The following is a 16,806-nucleotide window of genomic DNA, read 5'->3' on the forward strand; positions in this document are numbered from 1 at the left end:
ATGACCGTTATGCAAACGCCCGCCGCGCCGCGGATTTCCCGGGTTGACGCGATCAACTGGAACCGCCTTCAGGACGACAAGGATCTGGAGGTGTGGAACCGCCTGACCAGCAACTTCTGGCTGCCGGAAAAGGTCCCGCTGTCCAACGATCTGCCGTCGTGGCATACGCTGACCGCCGAAGAGCAGCAGCTGACCATCCGCGTGTTTACCGGGCTGACGCTTCTGGACACCATCCAGAGCAGCGTCGGGGCACCTGCGCTGATGCCCGATGCGCGCACGCCCCACGAGGAGGCGGTATACGCCAACATCACCTTCATGGAGGCGGTGCACGCGCGCTCCTACAGCTCGATTTTCTCCACGCTGTGCGCCACCCGGGACGTGGACGACGCCTTTCGCTGGAGCGAAGAAAACCCCACGCTGCAGGCCAAGTCCACGCTGATCCTTGACCGCTACTATTCCGACGACCCGCTGATGCGCAAGGTGGCGAGCGTCTTTCTCGAGTCGTTTCTGTTCTACTCGGGCTTTTTCCTGCCCATGTACTGGTCAAGCCACGCCAAGCTGACCAACACCGCCGATCTGATCCGCCTGATCATCCGCGACGAGGCGGTGCACGGCTACTACATCGGCTACAAGTTCCAGCTGGCCTACGAAGAGGCATCGCCCGAGCGGCAGGCCGAAGTCAAAGACTACGCCTTTGATCTGCTGATGGAGCTTTACGACAACGAGGTGAAATACACCGAGTCGCTGTACGACGGCGTCGGGCTCACCGAGGACGTCAAGAAGTTCCTTCACTACAATGCCAACAAGGCGCTGATGAACCTCGGTTTCGAGGCGCTGTTCCCGGAAAGCGTGACCGACGTGGATCCCACCATCATGGCGGCATTGGCGCCCAACGCCGATGAAAACCACGACTTTTTCTCGGGGTCCGGGTCGTCCTACGTGATTGGCCGCGCCGAAGCCACCGAAGACGACGACTGGGCGTTCTGACGCCCCGGCCGCGGGGCGGGCGTCGGCCCGCCGGGAAACGCTTCCGGACGCACCGGAAGCGTTTTTTTATGGGCGGGGCACCGCCGATTTTTCCTTATTGAATGATAAATATTGTCATCTGAGCTGAGGATGATAGGCTGTAGCGCGTAAACGTAAACCGTTCTTATATCTTGGACGTTCTCACCTATTGAGCGGCTAATATATAAGCAACGCTGACCCCCGCAGCGGAGATGTCCCTTGAGTAAACCCTTTCGCGCGGCGGCGTATGGACTGATCATGGCCGGCAGCACGGCGATGCTGCTGCCGGCAGGCCAGTCGCTTGCCGCTGATGACCCGGCTACGCCCCGCCTGGCGCTCGACGGCGTGGACGCCCAGCATACCCAGGCGGCGCTGCAGGCGCAGATCGACCAGGCCAGCGACCAGACCCGGGAAGCGCTTGCCGAACTGCGCGACCTGGAAAGCGAAACCCGCACGCTGCGCCAGCAAAACCGCACCCGTACGCACCGGCTGGCCGACGAGGCCGAGCGGCAGCTGGCGCTTGCCCGGGCGCTGGATACTCTGGCCCACACCCGGGAGGCGCTGCCGGGCATCGAGCAGAACATGGCCCGCCAGCTGCGCGGCTTCATCGAGCGCGACATGCCGTTTCTGGATCAGGAGCGCCTGGCGCGGGTGGAGGATGACGAGGCGCTTGCGCCCGCCGCGCGGATTCGCCGGCTGCTGGAAGCCTGGCGCACCGAGCTTGAGTACGGCCGCGAAGTCGACCGCTGGCGCGGCCGACTTGACCGGCTCGGCGATGCCGACGGCGACGCCCGCGAGGTAGACTTTCTGCGCCTGGGCCGCATCGGCTGGTACTACCTCACGCCGGACGGCCGCGAAGGCGGCGTCTGGCAGGCCGAGAGCGGCGAATGGCAGCCGCTTGACGAGGCCGGCCGGCGCGAAGTGCGCCACGGCCTGCTGATGGCCAGGGATCAGCGCGCGCCGGAGCTTTTGACCGTGCCGCTGTCGGTCAAGGTGTCCGCGATGCCGGGCGAAGACAAAGCGGACGCCAAGGGGGATGACGCATGAGACGATTTCGCTTGATGGCTCTGCTCGCCGGCGCCGCCGCACTGTTGGTCTCTCTGTCGGGGGCTGCTCAGGCGCAAACGGAGCCCGGCATCGATTCGCTGCGCCAGGCGCGCCAGGCGGCAGAAATGCGCGATCGCCAGCGTCTGCTGGAGCTGCTCGACGATCAGCAGGCGCTGGAAAGCGCGCTGGCCGACGCTCGGGAGGCGCACGCTCAGGCCAGCCGCGAAGACGCCGCGCTGCGCATCGAGGCGGCGGCCCGGGCGCTCAACGGGGCCCGACTGAAAAGCCGCCAAAGCGAGCAGGACGACACCCTCGCCGGCCTGCTGTCGACGCTCGCCCGGCACAGCTCCGAGGTGCGCAATGCCCTGGGCGATGACAGCTGGCTGACCCTTGGCGATACGCCGCTGCCGCCGCGCCTGGACGATGCCGAAGTGCTCGAGCAGCGCCACCTCGAAGACGTGGTGGACAGCCTTGCCGCGCTGACCCGGGCCACCGGGCAGGCCGCGGCGATGACGCTGCCCGTGGTCGAGCCCGGCGGCGACGTCCGCGAGCGCGAGGTCGTGCGGCTGGGCGACTTTGGCGCCTTTACCCCGAATGCCCTGCTGGCGCGTCGGGGCGCCGGCGACAGCCCGGCACTGGAGCCCGACACGCCGAAGGAAGTCAGCCGCTGGCTGGCCGATTACGCCAACGGCGACGGCCGCACCCTGGCCGTGGACCCCACCCGGGGCAGCGTGCTCGATGCGCTGACCCAGCGCCCGACCCTTTGGCAGCGCTTCCACCAGGGCGGCTATGTGGGCTACGTCGTGGTGACGCTTGGCGTGCTTGGCCTGCTGGCCGCCGCTTTACAGTACGCCTATCTGCTGCTGGTCAGCGCCCGGGTGCGCCGCCAGCGCCGTGCGCCCGACGCGCTGCAGCCGAATAACCCGCTGGGCCGGGTGCTGCTGCGCTTCGCGCGCCTGGATAAAGCCCAGCCGCCCGAAGCGTTGGAGGCCCGGCTGGACGAAGCCGTGCTGGCCGAGCTTCCGCGGCTCGAGCGCGGCCAGCCGCTGGTCAAGCTGCTCGCGGCTATCGCGCCGCTTTTGGGGCTGTTGGGCACTGTCACCGGCATGATCGTCACCTTTCAGGCGATTACCGTGTTCGGCACCGGCGACCCCCAGCTCATGGCCGGGGGCATCAGCCAGGCGCTGGTGACCACCGTGCTGGGGCTGGTGACCGCGGTGCCGCTGCTGTTTGCCCAGACGGCGCTGTCGAGCCGCAGCCGCGCGCTGACCCAGCTCATCGAAGGCCAGGCGAGTGCCGCACTTGCCACCCATCTGGAAGCGCAGCAGCCGGAACACCTAGCGGAGGCCGGGCATGACCCTGCTCCCCCCCTGGCTTGAGCCGGTCGAGCGCCTGGTCGATGCCGGCGGCATCGTGCTGGTGGTGCTCGCCTGTGTGGCGGTGCTGGTGTTCAGCATGGCGGTCGAGCGCTTCTGGTTTTACCGCCTGAGCTGGCGTCCGGCGCGCAAGCAGCTGGTGCGCTACTGGGCGGCGCGTCGCGACCACCACAGCTGGAGCGCGCGCACCCTGCGCGACGTCTGGGCCGATGCCCTTATCGCCCGGCTGGGCCGGCCGCTGCCGTGGCTCAAGCTGCTGGTGGCGATGTGCCCGCTGCTGGGGCTTCTGGGCACGGTGACCGGCATGATCAGCGTATTCGACAGCCTGGCGCTCAGCGATACCGGCCAGGCCCGAGCCATGGCCGACGGCGTGGCCCGGGCGACGCTGCCCACGCTCACCGGCATGGCCATTGCCGTGGTGGGGCTTTTGTTTATCAGCCGCCTTGAGCACGTGATCCGCCGGGAAGACCAGCGGCTGCACGATCGCCTGGCACAGGCGCTGGAGAATCGGGACCTGGCGACACAGGCCCGGGAGGAAAAGGATGCGTAGACGCCGCTCGCGGGACATCGCTGATGACAGCAACGAAGTCAACCTCACGCCGATGCTCGACGTGGTCTTTATCATGCTGATTTTTTTTATCGTCACCACCAGCTTCGTCAAGGAAAGCGGGGTCGAGATCGAGCGGCCCGAATCCAGCGCCGCGACGCCGCGTCCGGAGGCCCAGGTGCTGGTCGCGCTGACGTCGGAAGGCGCGGTCTGGGTGGACGGAAGCCCCGTGGATACCCACCGCGTGGGGCAGACGGTGGCCGAGATGGTCAGCAATGACGGCGGCGTAGTGATCCAGGCCGACAAAAGCGCCGAAACCGGCCTGCTGATCGAGGTGATGGACCGGCTCAAGAAGGCCGGCGTCGAGCAGATCGCCGTGGCCGCCAGCCGCGGCCAGTCGTGAGGCCGACCATGGGTAGCGCCGTGACCAACCGAGGCGATAGGCCGGGCATGCCGGCAGCCAGGCGTCGGGGAGGGCGCCTGGGGCGAAGCGTCTTCTCAACGCTTGGCGGCGCGGGGCTGGCGCTGGGGCTATTCTGGCTGCTGGCGCTGCTGGTGATGCCGCCAAGCGCCGATACGCACAAGCCCGTCGAAGACATGACCCTGTCGATTACCCAGGCGCCGCCGCCAACGCCGAGCGCAAGCTCCCCGGCGAAAGCGCCGCCGGCACCGGTGGAAAGCGCGGCACCCCCGCCGCCCGCCCCGGCGCCGTCGCCGACGGCAAACAGCGCGATTGCGCTGCCCGACGCGCCGCTGCCGGAGGCCAAGGCGGAAGCCGTGGCGCTGGACAGCCGACTGCCCGAGCTGACCGAAGCTCGCCCCGAACCCGAGCCAGAACCCGAGCCAGAGCCCGAGCCAGAGCCGCAGCCCGCCCCCGAGCCCGACCCGGAGCCGGCGCCCGAGGCAAGCCCTGACCCCGCGCCTTCTCGCGCCGAGGCAGACAGGGCGGCCCCGGCCGAGGCGGCAGCGAGCGAGTCCGCCTCCAACGAGCCGGTCAACGTCGGCCAGGCGACCCCCACCAGCCGGGTGAACCCGACGTATCCGTCCCGGGCCCAGCGTCGGGGGATGGAAGGCTTTGTCGAGGTCAGCTTTATCATCCGCCGCGACGGCGGCGTGGAGCCGGGCTCTATCGACGTTACCCAAGCCAAGCCGCGCCGGATATTCGACAAGGCCGCGCGCGAGGCCATTCGCCAGTGGCAGTTCGAGCCGGGAGACCGGCGGCGGCGCGCCACCCAGCGTATCCAGTTCCAGTTGAGGTAGCCCCTATGTCGTCGCGTTGTCCTGTCCGCCTGCTGTGTATCGCGCTGTACCTGGTACTTTTCGGGGCGCCGAGCGCTTCGGCCTGGGGCGCGCCCTCGCTTGCCGGCGGCGTGATCCGCGATCTGGAGGCGGTCGAGCGGTCTCTTGAGCAGGACAAGCTTGAGCGGGTGGTGAGCCACGGCAGGCGCCAGGCCGACCGCTTTGCCTCGGGCAACGCCGCCGATCGCTACGCCAGCGCGCTCTACCGCCAGCTGGTCGCAAGCGCCCTGACCAGGCAGGAGCGCTACGCCGAGGCCGCCGGCCAGCTTGCCCGGGCGCGGCAGGGGCTGGGGCCTAAAAGCGAGCTGAGCCGGCGCTGGCTGCGCGAGCAGGCCCGGCTTCACCGGGCCGCCGGGGAGCACGACCGGGCCATTGCCCGGCTGAGCGTGTGGCTCGAGACGGCCCCGGCCGGCGCCGAGTGCCGCGACGCGCGCTGGCGCCTGATCGGCTGGCTGGCCCGGGAGACGCGCTGGCAGGACGCGGCGGCGCAGCTGGACAGCGTCGCCGCCGAAGGCGCGCCGGCTGACGATCGCCGGCGCAGGCTGGCGCTGGCGGTGAACCTCAACGCCGGGCGAATGGATAAGGCGCTGGGGGAGCTTGCCGCGGGGCTGGATGAGACAAGCCCGGCCGCGGACTGGCGCCGGGCCGCCGGGGTCGCCCAGCGCGCCGGCCAGCCGGGGGTGGCCGCCGGGCTCTGGGATACCGGCTGGCGGCTGGGCCGGCTCGAGCGGCCGGACGACTACTGGCAGCTGGTGGACCTGCACATGGCAGGCGGCACGCCGGCCCGCGCCGCGGAGCTGCTGGAGGAAGGCCTGGCAGAAGGGCGGGTAGTGCGCAGCGGGCTGGCCCTTGAGCAGCGAGCGGCGGCCTGGCAGCAGGCCGGGGATGTTCCCCGAGCGCTGGCCGCCCGGGAAGCGCTGGCTCGATATACCCAGAGCGCCGACCAGTGGCGTACGCTTGGCCAGCTGGCCTACGCCTGGGGGAAGGACGCTCGGGCCAAAACGGCCTTTGAGCGCGCCGTCGCCCTGGGCGACGAGCAGGCGGAACAGTGGCTGGCGGCGCTATAAGACTCTGTTAAAAGCCCCCGGCTATAAGGCCCGAGAGTAAGGTCGGCGCTCAGGCCAGCGGCAGGTCGAACTGGGTCCACACCGGCGCGTGGTCGGAGGGCTTTTCCATGCCGCGCAGCGCATAGTCGATGCCCGACTCCCGGACGCGCTCGGCAAGGGGTGAGCTAACGAGGATATAGTCGATGCGCAGCCCGCGCCGAGGGTCGCGGTCAAAGCCTTTGGAGCGGTAGTCAAACCAGCTGAAAAGGTCGTCGCGCTCGGGGTGGCACAGCCGATAGCTGTCGGTAAGCCCCCAGGCCTTGATGCCGCCGAGCCATTCGCGCTCTATGGGCTGAAAGCTGGTCTTGCCCTCGCGCAGCCAGCGCTTGCGGTTGGCCTCGCCGATGCCGATGTCGCGATCCTCGGGAGACACGTTGAAGTCGCCCATCACCGCCACGCGTTCGTCGGGGGAGTGGTGGTCGTGGAGCAGCCGCGAGAGCTGGGTATAAAAGCGCGCCTTGTGTGGAAACTTGGTCGGGTGGTCGACGTTTTCCCCCTGGGGGAAGTAGCCGTTCCACACCGTGACCGCCTCGCCCTCGGCGCCGCGCAGGCGCACCCCGATCATCCGCCGCTGGGCGTCGACCTCGTCATCGGGAAAGCCGTAGAATACCGCTTCGGGTGCCTGGCGGCACATCAGCGCCACGCCGTAGTGGCCTTTCTGGCCGTAGTAGACGACGTGATAGCCCAGCGCCTCGACGCTTGCCAGGGGAAACTCGCTGTCCTGCACCTTGGTTTCCTGCAGGCCGATGACGTCTGGCCGATGGGTGTCGACGAGCGCTTGCAGCTGGTGGGGCCGCGCGCGGATGCCGTTGACGTTGAACGAAACCAGCCGCATCAGCGCGTCTCCCCGGTGTTGGGCGAGTCTTTCGTGGCGGGATGAATCTCGATGTCCGGCGCACTTTGCTGGCGCGCCAGGCGGCGTTGCGCCTGCAGCTTGCGCTGCTTCTCTTTTTTAGCGGCAAAGCGCTTCGACTGCCCCACCTGATCGGGGTTCTCGTGGCGCCATTGTTTGTAATCCTTACGCCGGCCGGTGCGGATGGATACCTTGTCGGCAAGCGAGCGGGTCTTTTTGCGACGCGTCATGGGGGCGCTCCTGATTAACCTGTAGCCTTACGTTGTGGGGTATTCTAACAGGCGCCAACGCCGGGCATACAGCAACGTCGCGCCTCGGGCGCCAAGCCCTGTTACACTAGGGAGTTCGTGTACGCGCGTTGGCGGGTACGCGACGCCTGTCGTGATGTCACTCATCCACCGTAACGGATAGATAGAAAGCCTATGAGCGAGTCGGAAAAGACCACACAAGAGGCCGCGGCGCGCAAGCCCAAGCGCCGTCGCCGCAAGCCGCGTCGTCGCCAGTCGGGCTGGGATCTTCGCCAGTTCAAGGTGCCCGCCGTTGCCGGCAAGTGGCGCTTCCATGATTTTGACCTGCCGCTGCCCCTGATGCGCGGCATTCAGGCCCAGGGCTTTGAGTACTGCACGCCGATCCAGGCGGAAACCCTGCGCCATACGCTGCTGGGCGGCGATATCCTGGGCAAGGCGCAGACCGGCACCGGCAAGACGGCGGCTTTCCTGATTTCGATTCTGGCCTATTTTCTGGAAGAAAAGGCGCCGGACGGGCAGAAAAAGCGGGCGCCCCGAGCCCTGGTGGTCGCGCCCACCCGGGAGCTTACGCTGCAGATCGAAAAGGATGCCAAGGGACTAGCCCGCTATACTCATCTGAGCATAACCAGTGCGGTCAGCGGCATTGACTACCAGCAGCAGCGCGAGCAGCTGGATAAAAACGTCGACCTGCTGGTTGCAACCCCAGGGCGCCTGCTGGATTTCCAGCAGAAGGGCGAGCTTGATCTGTCCCAGACCGAAGTGCTGGTGCTGGACGAGGCCGAGCGCATGCTGTCCATGGGCTTCATTCCCGACGTCAAGCGCATCATTCAGCACATGCCGGCCCGTGACGAGCGCCAGACCTGGCTGTTTTCGACCGCCTTCAGCGACGACGTTCTGACCCTTGCCGACCAGTGGGCGCAGTCCCCGGCCCGGGTAAGCCTCCAGGGCAGCGCCGACGGCCAGGCGGATGTCGACCAGCTGGCCTATCGGGTCGCAGACGCCGACAAACCGCGGCTGCTGGTGAAGCTTCTGCAGCAGGAAGGCTTTGAGCGGGTCATCGTCTTCGGCAACCGCCGGGACCTGGTGCGCAAGCTCGAGGGCGAGCTCAGGCAGGCCGGCATCAGCGCGGCGCCCCTTTCCGGCGACGTGCCCCAGGCCGAGCGGATCGCCACCCTCGAGCAGTTTCGCGAAGGCAAGCTCCAGGTGCTGGTGGCCACCGACGTGGCCGGGCGCGGCATGCAGATTGACGACGTCAGCCACGTGGTCAACTACACCCTGCCGGAAGACCCCGAGGACTACGTTCATCGCCTCGGGCGTATCGGCCGCGCCGGTGGCAAAGGCATTGTCAGCCTTGTCGGCGAAGAGGACGCCTTTTCGCTGCCCGAAATCGAACGCTACACCGGCGACAAGCTGCCCTGCGAGCGCCCGCCGGAAGGCCTGCTCTAGCCGTTATGCTCGACAATGCGCTCAAGGGCGAAATCCAGACCGCGTACCGGCACATGGTCGAAGCGCTTTCGCTGACGCCGCGCTACGGCCAGCGGCTGATGATCGCCGAAATTGCCCGTACGCTTGGCGGTATTGAAGTCGACGAGGCCGGCAAGCGCCAGAACGACACCCACGTCTGCGTGCTCGAAGCCGGCACCGGCACCGGCAAGACGCTGGCCTATCTGGTGGCGGCGCTGCCGGTGGCCAGGGCCCGGGGCAAGCGGCTGGTGGTTTCTACCGCCACCGTGGCGCTGCAGGAGCAGGTGCTCCACCAGGATCTGCCGTCGCTTTCTGCCCATAGCGGCCTGGGGTTTCGCTACGCGCTGGCCAAAGGCCGCGGGCGCTACGTCTGCGTGGCCCGGCTGGACGACGCCATGGGCGACAGCGAGCCCAACCCTACCCAGTCGCTGTTTGAGCAGGACCTGATCGCCAAAAGCGGCGACTTTACCCGCCTGGCAACCGACATGGCCGAGGCTTACGGCCGCGGCGACTGGGAGGGCGACCGCGACAGCTGGCCGGACACCATCGACGACGCCACCTGGCGGCGGCTGACCGTGGATCACCGCCAGTGCACCGGCCGGCGCTGCGGGCACTTCTCCGCCTGCGCGTTTTTCCGCTCCCGTCGGGAGCTGGAAAACGCCGACGTTATCGTCGCCAACCATGACCTGGTGCTGGCCGATCTGGCGCTGGGCGGCGGGGCGATCCTGCCCGACCCGGAAGAGTGCGTTTTCATCTTTGACGAAGGCCACCACCTGCCGGACAAGGCGCTGTCCCACTTCGCCCACCGCTTTGCCGTGCACGGCTGTTTGCGCTGGCTGAACACCCTGCGCACGAGCCTGACCGAGCTTCACCAGGCGCTGGGCGCCCAGCCCGCCGTCGCGCGGCTTTTGGCCGGGCTGCCGCAAACCCTGCAGGCCGTGGAGCCGGCGCTCAAGGAAGTGTTCACCAGCGGCCATCAGCTGGCCGAGCGGCCCAACGGGCTTGGCGACGGCGAAACCACCTACCAGCAGCGCTTTGCCAAGGGCGCGGTGCCGGAGGCGCTGCGCGAACAGGCCGGGCAGCTTCTGATCATGTTCGCCGAGCTCTCGCGCAGCCTCGAAAGCATCAGCGATATCCTGCGCGAAAGCCTCGACCCGGACAAACAGACCGGCCTTGAGCGCGAGCAGGCCGAGGCCTGGCTGCCGCTGGTGGCGCTGCTTCACGGCCGGGCGCTCGAGGCCCATGCGCTGTGGCAGGCGTTTGCCGCCGAGGATCCGCCGGGCGCGCCGCCCCAGGCGCGCTGGCTGACGCTTTCCCGCGCGGGGGACGAGGCCGAAATCGAGTTTTCCGCAAGCCCGGTGTCGGCGGCGCATACTCTGGCCAAAAACCTCTGGGGGCGCTGCCACGGCGCGGTGGTGACTTCGGCTACGCTCACCGCCCTTGGGCGCTTCGAGCGCATTCAGGAGCGGGCCGGTCTTGCCGGGCGCTACCGCTATCAAGCGCTGCCCAGCCCCTTCGACTACGCCAGCGCCGTGCTCAGCGTGCCGGCGGAGGCCGCCGACCCGGCCGATCGGGAAGGGCACGAGCGCGCCATTGTGGCCTTTATCAGCGCCCTGGCGGCAAAGGAGGCGGCGCTGGTGCTGTTCTCCTCCCGGGCCCAGCTGCGCGCGGTGCGCAAGGCGTTGCCGGCGGCGGTGGAGCAGCGCCTGCTGGCCCAGGACGCGATGCCCAAGGCGGAGCTATTGAAGCGCCACCGCGCCGCGGTGGATCGCGGCGAGGGCAGCGTGATCTTCGGCCTGGCAAGCTTCGCCGAAGGGATCGATCTCCCCGGCGACTACCTCACCCACGTGGTGATTACCCGGCTGCCCTTCGCCGTGCCCGATGACCCGGTGGGCGCCACCCTTGCCGAGTGGATCGAAAGCCAGGGCGGCAACCCTTTTATGCGCATCAGCGTCCCCGATGCCTCGGTGAAGCTGGTGCAGGCCTGCGGGCGGCTGATTCGCAAGGAAAGCGATACTGGGCGCATTACGCTGCTGGACCGGCGGGTGCTGACCCGGCGCTACGGCCAGGCGCTGCTGGACGCGCTGCCGCCGTTTACCCGGGAGATCGCCTGAGCGGGGCACTCGGAAACAAAAACGCCCCGGCAGGTGCCGGGGCGTAAGCGAGGCCGCTGGGCCGATCAGGCGGCGCTGCGTTTGGCCAGGGCAGAGGCCAGCTGCTCGTTCATGCGGACGAAAGAATCGAGGGTAGTGTTCCAGTCGATGCAGGCATCGGTGATTGACACGCCGTATTCCAGCTGGCTGAGGTCCTCGGGCACCTTTTGATTGCCCCAGCCGATGTTGGATTCCACCATCAGCCCGATGATCGAGGTGTTGCCGTCGAGAATCTGGTTGGTGACGTTTTCCAGCACCAGCGGCTGCAGCCCGGCATCCTTGTTGGAGTTGGCGTGGGAGCAGTCGATCATGATGTTGGCCGAGAGCCCGGCGCTGGCGAGCTCCTGCTCGGCAAGGGCGACGCTTACGCTGTCGTAGTTGGGCTTGCCGTTGCCGCCGCGCAGCACCACGTGGCCGTAGGCGTTGCCCCGGGTGCGGATGATCGCGACCTGGCCGGCGTGGTTGATGCCGAGGAAGTTGTGCGGGCTTGCGACCGACTTGAGCGCGTTGATGGCCACGTCAAGGCTGCCGTCGGTGCCGTTTTTAAAGCCCACGGGGCCGGACAGGCCCGAGGCCATTTCGCGGTGGGTCTGGGACTCGGTGGTGCGTGCGCCTACGGCAGACCAGCTGATGCAGTCCTGGATGTACTGGGGCGAAATCGGGTCAAGCGCCTCGGTTGCCAGCGGCAGGCCGATTTCGGAAAGCTCCACCAGCAGCCGGCGGGCCTTGTGTAGGCCTTCCTCGATTTCAAACGAGCCGTTCAGGCGCGGATCGTTGATCAGGCCTTTCCAGCCTGTGGTGGTGCGGGGCTTCTCGAAGTAGACGCGCATCACGATATAGAGGCTGTCGCTGACCTTGTCGGCCAGCTCGCGCAGGCGCTTGGCGTAGTCAATGGCGGCGTCGACGTCGTGAATCGAGCACGGGCCTACCACGACCAAAAGGCGCGGGTCCTTGCCGTCGAGGATGTTCTGGATGGTATGGCGGCCGTCGATGACGGTGCGTTCGGCCTTGGCCGTAAGCGGAACCGCCTGCTTGAGATCGTCCGGGTTGGTAAGCACGTCCTGAGCGAGGACGTTGAGGTTATTGACCTGTTGTTCGGGCATCTTGCTACCTGTGCATGCGCGGGGATTCGAAAACGTGTTGCGTGTATCGTCAGTGCGTCTACTATCGCCCGCCGGCGCGGTAAAAATCAATCGCTTTACCGCTGGCAAGGCGGCCTTGCCGGCGCCCACGGAGAGAGCCAGGTGCTTGATGCGCGCGGTGGAACGCGCAACACTGGCGTGCTTTTGCCGGTGCGGGCTGTCAGGATGCGGCGTGCCTGAAGGCTGCCGGATGCGCGGGGCGCGTAGCGGCACAGGGTGCTCGATGTGAATGTGAAATGAAAACTGCCCAAGGGACACTATGCGTTTTGCCGTGAATGCCACCCGTACCAGGGGGCTTGATATAGTAGGTCGCCACGCCGGTTGTGCGGGCGTGAGGAGCGTGTAAATGGGCACTCGGGAAACGGATCAGCAGCTGGTGGAGCGGGCCCGCAACGGCGATAACAGCGCGTTTGATCTGCTGGTAAAAAAGTATCAGCACAAGATCATCGGTCTGATCGGCCGCTACGTGCACGACCACGCCGAAGTGCAGGACGTAGCACAGGAGGCCTTCATCAAGGCCTACCGGGCGCTGGGTAACTTTCGTGCCGAAAGCGCGTTTTATACCTGGATGTACCGAATCGCCATCAACACGGCCAAGAACCACCTGGTGTCCCGGGGCCGCCGCCCGCCGGGCAGCGACGTCGACATCGTCGATGCGGAAATCGTCGACCAGAGCGGGCGCCTGGCCGACAGCGAGTCGCCGGAAGCGGCGATTGCCCGGGACCAGCTGGAAGCGGCGGTGTTCGAGGCCATCGATAAGCTCCCCGACGACCTGCGCACGGCGATTACCCTGCGCGAGTTCGACGGCCTGGCCTATGAGGATATCGCCCACATCATGCAGTGTCCGGTGGGCACCGTGCGTTCGCGCATCTTCCGCGCCCGGGAGGCCGTGGACGAACACATCCGGCCGCTGATGGCAACGACGCGGAACAGTCGCGAAGATTAGCGGTCATAGATGAGTGGCGAAGCAGCGTTTGGCCAACAAAACGTTACTGTTTTTCCCCGATTTCTGAACTGTTGGCGCCTGCTCGCGTCATAGGGTCAGACAGGCGCCGCAGGGAAGCCGGCAAACGCCTCAGCTAAAGCCGAACTGGCGTCGGCTTTCTCCAATCAGTGTGAGGGTGTGAAGCATGAGTCAAGACACACGGGAAACTCTTTCGGCGTTAATGGACGGCGAAGGTGACGAACTGGAACTGCGGCGGGTGCTGAAAGCACTGCCCGACGATGCCGGCGCGGCGGATGCCTGGCGGCGCTACCACCTGGCGCGCAGCCTGATGCAGCGCGACCACGGCGTGGATACCGGCGCCGACCTGTCGGCGGGCATCATGGCTCGGCTGCAGGACGAACCGGCGCCGGTGGTCGAGGCGCCTGCCGCCTCGGCTGCTCCCGCTGCGAGGGCGTCGTCCCGGGTTTCGCTGATGCGCGGTGCCGGCGTCGCCGCCGCCGTGTCGCTGATGGTGATTACCGGCGTGCAGTATTTCGGCAATAGCGGCAGCAATATCGCCGGCACGCCCGAGCCTGCCGACGAGCCCATGGCGAGCTCGGATGAAGGCGCCCGTGCCGTTCCCCAGCCGGTTAACCTGGCTGCCTCCGGAACAGGCAGCGGCACGCCGATGTTTGAGCCCACGCCGTTCCAGCTGAGCCAGGAAAGTCGCCGCCAGGGGCTAATGACCGTAAGCGACGGCGGCAGCATGGCCGCATCGGCCGGTCAGGCTAGCGCGTCCCGGGCGGCCGCCCAGGTCGACAGCGAGCAGATCCACCTGCTGCAGTCCTACCTTCAGGAGCACGCCCACGGCGCGGCCTACAGCAACAGCGATAGCTGGCTGCCGCTTTCGCGCTCATCGGCCATGTCTGACGCGCTGGGGCGCTAACTGCCGATGCGCCGTACACCACGCAACTCGTTTTCCGCCGTGCCTGAAGCCCTTACCTGCCGCTCGCTTCCTTCCCGGCGGCGCAGCGGCCGGGGTGCCGCCCTGGGGCTGCTGATAGTGTGCGGTGCCTTGATCGCAGCGCCGGCCGCGGCGGAAGACGCCGACGACCCGACAGGCGAGGCGACGCTTCGCTGCGAGGCGCTGGACGATAACAGGCCGCAAACGCCGGTGGCGTGGCTCACCGAAAGCCTGCAGGCGAGCCACTGCTACAGCTTTCAGGCCCGGGCCGTGGCGATCGACGCGCTCAACGTGCGCACCCTGGCGCTTTCCCACCGCATTCAGGACGGCGTCCGCCAGCAGGTGATTCAGCACCTCGACGGGCCGTCAGTCAACGTCGAGCGCCACGCCCGGGCCGGCCTTTGGGGCTGGCCCGGCGGCCGTCCGGCGCCGGCAGACGACGCAAGCAGCCCCGGCGAGGGCGCCGACAGCGCTGATAACCCCGCCCCCATGCCCAGGCGCTGGGCCGAGCACGTAGCCTCGGTTTACGACATAACGCTCGACGCGGACAAGCGCGTAGCCGGCCGCGATGCGGTGGCGCTGACCTTTACCCCCAAAAGCGGCGATCGTTACCGCCACCAGTGGTGGCTTGACCGGGACACCGGGCTTTTGCTCAAGCACGTGCTGCGCGATAACGACGACGCCATTTTGGAGACCTTCCAGATTACCCGGCTGAAAACGCCCAAGCGCTACACCCGCGATGTGACGGTAGCGCCGCCCCAGCGCGATGAAGGGCCGGACTGGCAAACCGGCTGGCTGCCCGAAGGTATGGTAGAGCAGCCCGATACGGTGAAAGAAGAACACGAAGGCCGCACCCGGCGGCTTTACAGCGACGGGCTCTCCACCGTCAGCGTGTTTGTCGAAGCGCCCGCGGCCACCACGGCCCTTGCCACCGGCGTGCACCGGCTGGGCGCCTCGGCGATTGCCGTGGAGCGCCATGATACCGCTGATTCCTGGCAGGTCATTGCCATCGGCGAAGTGCCGCCCAAGCTGCTTGGCCGCATCGCCCGTTCGGTAACGCGCACCGAGGCGGATACCGAAAGCTCGGACGCCGATGGCCCGGCGTAGGAAGAAAGATGTCCCATCACCCAAGGAGTTCTTGCATGAAGCGCTTGATCCTCCCGGCCACGCTGTGGCTATGTTTGCTGTTCGTGGTTACCGCCGGCAGCGCCGCTCAGGCGCGGGACCTGCCGGACTTCACCCAGCTGGTCAAGGACGCCGCGCCGGGGGTGGTGAACATCGCCACCAGCCGCACGATCGAGCGGCGGGGCGGCTCGCCGCTGCACGGCTTTGAAGGCCAGGACATTCCGGAAATCTTTCGCCATTTCTTCGGCGACCGTTCGCCGGTGCCGCCGGGGCACGGCGGTGGGCGCGGTCGCAGCCAGGAGCGCCAGTCGCTGGGCTCCGGGTTTGTCATCAGCGAAGACGGCTACATCCTCACCAACGCCCACGTGGTGGAAGACGCCGATGAAATCCTGGTGCGCTTCAACGACCGCCGCGAGATGGCAGCGGAAGTCGTTGGCAGCGACCCCAAGACCGATATTGCGCTGCTGAGCGTCGACGCCGACGATCTGCCGACGCTTACGCTCGGCGATTCCGACGCGCTTGAAGTCGGCGCCTGGGTGGCCGCCATCGGCTCGCCCTTCGGCTTCGACCATTCGGTGACGTCGGGCATCATCAGCGCGATGAACCGCACCCTGCCGCGGGACGCCTACGTGCCGTTCATCCAGACCGACGTGGCCATCAACCCGGGCAACTCCGGCGGCCCGCTGTTCAACCTGGACGGCGAGGTGATCGGCATCAACTCGCAGATATTCACCCGCAGCGGCGGCTTCATGGGGCTGTCGTTCGCCATTCCCATCAACGTGGCCATGGACGTGGCCGATCAGCTGCGCGACGAGGGCCGCGTCGACCGCGGCTGGCTCGGGGTGATGATCCAGCCGGTGTCCCGGGATCTGGCCGAGTCCTTCGGCATGGACAAGCCCGGCGGCGCGCTGATTGCCGACCTTGATCCCGACGGCCCGGCGGCCAAAGGTGGCCTGCAGGCCGGCGATATTATCCTCGCGGTGAACGATCAGGAAGTGACGCGCTCGAGCACGCTGCCGCGTCTGATTGGCCGGGTGGCGCCGGATGAAACGGTCGAGCTCTCGCTGATGCGCGACGGGGAGAAAATGACCGAAAAGGTGGCGTTAGGCAGCTGGCCCGACAGCGATCAGCCGTCCCGCGATCAGAGCCGAAACGACAGCCAGGCCCGCCTAGGTGTGGAAGTCGGTGAAATCGACGACGCCCTGCGCGAGCGGCTCAACGTCGACGGCGGCGTGGAAGTGCGCGACGTCGAACCGGGCAGCGCTGCCGCCCGCGCGGGCATTCGCCCCGGCGATATCCTGGTCAGCATCGACCACCAGAGCGTATCCACAGCCAAAGAGCTCAGCGAGCGGGTCGAGGCGCTGCCCGACGACCGCGCGATTCCGCTGCGGCTCTACCGGGACGGCCGCTCGCTGTTCGTGGCTTTGCGCCTGGACTAAACGCCCGAGCCCGTGTATCTGATGCCCGGCTTCGCGCCGGGCTTTTTTATTGCACCTGCCGGCCCCGACCTGCCATAGCACGGCGCATCCGGGAGCGGTACAATGACCGTCAT

16 protein-coding genes are annotated in these 16,806 nt (G+C 67.3%); 13 read left to right on the plus strand and 3 right to left on the minus strand.

Annotated elements, in window-relative coordinates; all coding sequences use genetic code 11:
* The 7 genes from nrdF to RS027_RS02845 all read left to right on the plus strand — a co-directional run bounded on the left by nrdF (position 1) and on the right by RS027_RS02845 (position 6,341).
* Positions 1-987, plus strand: a complete 987-nt coding sequence (nrdF, locus tag RS027_RS02815; RefSeq protein WP_311953771.1) for a class 1b ribonucleoside-diphosphate reductase subunit beta — start codon at positions 1-3, stop codon at positions 985-987.
* Positions 988-1,224: 237 nt separating this feature from the next.
* Entirely contained in the window at positions 1,225-2,052 is an 828-nt protein-coding gene (locus RS027_RS02820; protein WP_311953775.1) for a DUF3450 domain-containing protein, read from the plus strand.
* On the plus strand, positions 2,049-3,431 hold the full coding sequence (locus tag RS027_RS02825) for a MotA/TolQ/ExbB proton channel family protein (RefSeq protein ID WP_311953779.1): 1,383 nt from the start codon (positions 2,049-2,051) through the stop codon (positions 3,429-3,431). The genes RS027_RS02820 and RS027_RS02825 overlap by 4 nt, the downstream gene beginning before the upstream one ends.
* Positions 3,406-3,978 carry a MotA/TolQ/ExbB proton channel family protein gene (locus RS027_RS02830; RefSeq protein WP_311953784.1) on the plus strand — a complete coding sequence of 191 codons (573 nt, stop codon included), beginning with the start codon at positions 3,406-3,408 and terminating at the stop codon, positions 3,976-3,978. The genes RS027_RS02825 and RS027_RS02830 overlap by 26 nt, the downstream gene beginning before the upstream one ends.
* Positions 3,971-4,378: an ExbD/TolR family protein gene (locus RS027_RS02835; RefSeq protein ID WP_311953787.1), complete on the plus strand. Its 408-nt coding sequence runs from the start codon at positions 3,971-3,973 to the stop codon at positions 4,376-4,378. Before RS027_RS02830 ends, RS027_RS02835 begins: the two co-directional genes overlap by 8 nt.
* A gap of 8 nt (positions 4,379-4,386) precedes the next feature.
* The gene (locus tag RS027_RS02840; protein ID WP_311953790.1) at positions 4,387-5,235 is read left to right on the plus strand and encodes an energy transducer TonB; all 849 of its coding nucleotides are present in this window, start codon (positions 4,387-4,389) and stop codon (positions 5,233-5,235) included.
* 5 nt (positions 5,236-5,240) lie between these two features.
* Positions 5,241-6,341 (plus strand): hypothetical protein, encoded by a 1,101-nt coding sequence (locus tag RS027_RS02845; protein WP_311953793.1) that lies wholly within the window; start codon positions 5,241-5,243, stop codon positions 6,339-6,341.
* Between the two features lie 49 nt (positions 6,342-6,390).
* Here the strand turns inward: RS027_RS02845 and xthA are convergent, their stop codons facing one another.
* Both xthA and RS027_RS02855 read right to left on the minus strand, forming a co-directional pair.
* A complete protein-coding gene (xthA, locus tag RS027_RS02850) occupies positions 6,391-7,215 on the minus strand; it encodes an exodeoxyribonuclease III (RefSeq protein WP_311953795.1) in 825 nt (274 codons plus the stop codon).
* Complete coding sequence (locus RS027_RS02855; protein ID WP_311953798.1) at positions 7,215-7,463, minus strand: hypothetical protein; 249 nt, start codon at positions 7,461-7,463, stop codon at positions 7,215-7,217. Before RS027_RS02855 ends, xthA begins: the two co-directional genes overlap by 1 nt.
* 192 nt (positions 7,464-7,655) lie before the next feature.
* Here RS027_RS02855 and RS027_RS02860 point away from each other — a divergent pair, with 192 nt between their 5' ends.
* Complete coding sequence (locus tag RS027_RS02860) at positions 7,656-8,927, plus strand: DEAD/DEAH box helicase (RefSeq protein WP_311953801.1); 1,272 nt, start codon at positions 7,656-7,658, stop codon at positions 8,925-8,927.
* Between the two features lie 5 nt (positions 8,928-8,932).
* Entirely contained in the window at positions 8,933-11,059 is a 2,127-nt protein-coding gene (gene dinG / locus RS027_RS02865) for an ATP-dependent DNA helicase DinG (RefSeq protein ID WP_311953804.1), read from the plus strand.
* 65 nt (positions 11,060-11,124) lie between these two features.
* On the opposite strand, the gene RS027_RS02870 is transcribed toward dinG, so the two are convergent.
* Complete coding sequence (locus tag RS027_RS02870; protein WP_311953807.1) at positions 11,125-12,201, minus strand: 3-deoxy-7-phosphoheptulonate synthase; 1,077 nt, start codon at positions 12,199-12,201, stop codon at positions 11,125-11,127.
* Positions 12,202-12,586: 385 nt separating this feature from the next.
* Here RS027_RS02870 and rpoE point away from each other — a divergent pair, with 385 nt between their 5' ends.
* The 4 genes from rpoE to RS027_RS02890 all read left to right on the plus strand — a co-directional run bounded on the left by rpoE (position 12,587) and on the right by RS027_RS02890 (position 16,693).
* The gene (gene rpoE / locus RS027_RS02875; protein ID WP_311953810.1) at positions 12,587-13,186 is read left to right on the plus strand and encodes an RNA polymerase sigma factor RpoE; all 600 of its coding nucleotides are present in this window, start codon (positions 12,587-12,589) and stop codon (positions 13,184-13,186) included.
* Positions 13,187-13,370: 184 nt separating this feature from the next.
* Complete coding sequence (locus tag RS027_RS02880; RefSeq protein WP_311953815.1) at positions 13,371-14,111, plus strand: sigma-E factor negative regulatory protein; 741 nt, start codon at positions 13,371-13,373, stop codon at positions 14,109-14,111.
* Positions 14,112-14,117: 6 nt separating this feature from the next.
* Positions 14,118-15,236 (plus strand): MucB/RseB C-terminal domain-containing protein, encoded by a 1,119-nt coding sequence (locus RS027_RS02885; RefSeq protein ID WP_311953818.1) that lies wholly within the window; start codon positions 14,118-14,120, stop codon positions 15,234-15,236.
* 35 nt (positions 15,237-15,271) lie between these two features.
* Positions 15,272-16,693, plus strand: a complete 1,422-nt coding sequence (locus RS027_RS02890) for a DegQ family serine endoprotease (RefSeq protein WP_311953822.1) — start codon at positions 15,272-15,274, stop codon at positions 16,691-16,693.
* Positions 16,694-16,806: the final 113 nt, after the last annotated feature.

It is taken from the genome of Halomonas garicola, assembly GCF_031935715.1.
GTDB classification, from domain to species: domain Bacteria; phylum Pseudomonadota; class Gammaproteobacteria; order Pseudomonadales; family Halomonadaceae; genus Vreelandella; species Vreelandella garicola.